Origin of the sequence: Streptomyces hainanensis (assembly GCF_004348415.1) — a bacterium.
GTDB classification, from domain to species: domain Bacteria; phylum Actinomycetota; class Actinomycetes; order Streptomycetales; family Streptomycetaceae; genus Streptomyces; species Streptomyces hainanensis.
Window position 1 is genome coordinate 1 of sequence record NZ_SMKI01000829.1, and the last position, 1,314, is coordinate 1,314.

The window sequence follows — 1,314 nt, forward strand, 5'->3', positions numbered from 1 at the left end:
ACGGAGAGGGGGTGGCGGGGGGAGGTGTCATACGGCGAGCGTCACATATCAGCTGACAGATTGCAATTTTTGTCAGCTGTTTTCTGTCAGTCGCTTTCTGTCATCCCATCTCTGTCATCCGATCCCACCGGCACCTCAGCCATGCGGGAGAATGGCGGGATGACGCTCCAGATCGGCCCCCACGCGGTGGACCCGCCCGTGGTGCTCGCGCCCATGGCCGGCATCACCAACGCGCCCTTCCGCACGCTCTGCCGCGAGTTCAGCGGCGGCCGAGGGCTCTTCGTCAGCGAGATGATCACCAGCCGGGCCCTGGTGGAGCGCAACGACAAGACGATGCGGCTGATCCACTTCGACGACGCGGAGAAGCCGCGGTCCATCCAGCTCTACGGCGTCGACCCGGAGACGGTCGGGCGGGCGGTCCGCATGATCGCCGACGAGGACCTCGCCGACCACGTCGACCTCAACTTCGGCTGCCCGGTCCCCAAGGTCACCCGCCGCGGCGGCGGCTCCGCGCTCCCCTACAAGCGGCCGCTGCTGCGCGCCATCCTGCGCGCCGCGGTCGCCAACGCGGGCGGCCTCCCCGTCACCATGAAGATGCGCAAGGGCATCGACGACGACCACCTCACCTACCTGGACGCCGGCCGGATCGCGGTCGAGGAGGGCGTGACCGCCATCGCCCTGCACGGCAGGACCGCCGCCCAGCACTACGGCGGCACCGCCGACTGGTCGGCCATCGCCCGGCTCAAGGAGGCGGTGCCGGAGATCCCCGTACTGGGCAACGGCGACATCTGGTCGGCCGACGACGCGGTGCGGATGATGCGGGAGACCGGCTGCGACGGCGTCGTCGTCGGCCGTGGCTGCCTCGGCCGCCCCTGGCTCTTCGCCGACCTCGTCGCGGCGCTCGCCCCCGACGGCCAGGTGGGCACGGCGCACCGGCCCGCGCTGCGGGAGGTCGCCGACGTGATGCTGCGGCACGCGCGGCTGCTCGGCGAGTGGCTGGACGACGAGTCGCGCGGCGTCATCGACTTCCGCAAGCACGTCGCCTGGTACACCAAGGGCTTCTCGGTCGGCGCGACCCTGCGCAACCGGTTGGCCGTCACCGCGTCGCTCGCCGAACTCGCCGACCTGCTGGAGGGGTTGGACCTGGACCAGCCGTGGCCGGCCGGTGCGGACGGCCCGCGTGGCCGCACCTCGGCCAAGAACCGGGTCGCCCTCCCGGACGGCTGGCTCGCCGATCCGTGGGACGCGACGGCGTTGGGGTGCGAGGCGGAGTCCACCACGTCGGGTGGCTGAACCGGGGGTTTCCCCCCACCC

At 71.5% G+C, this 1,314-nt stretch carries 1 protein-coding gene; it reads left to right on the forward strand.

The genetic code is table 11. The features are described from left to right. Positions 1-141 precede the first annotated feature (141 nt). Positions 142-1,293, forward strand: a complete 1,152-nt coding sequence (gene dusB, locus E1283_RS36255; RefSeq protein ID WP_132822399.1) for a tRNA dihydrouridine synthase DusB — start codon at positions 142-144, stop codon at positions 1,291-1,293. Positions 1,294-1,314: the final 21 nt, after the last annotated feature.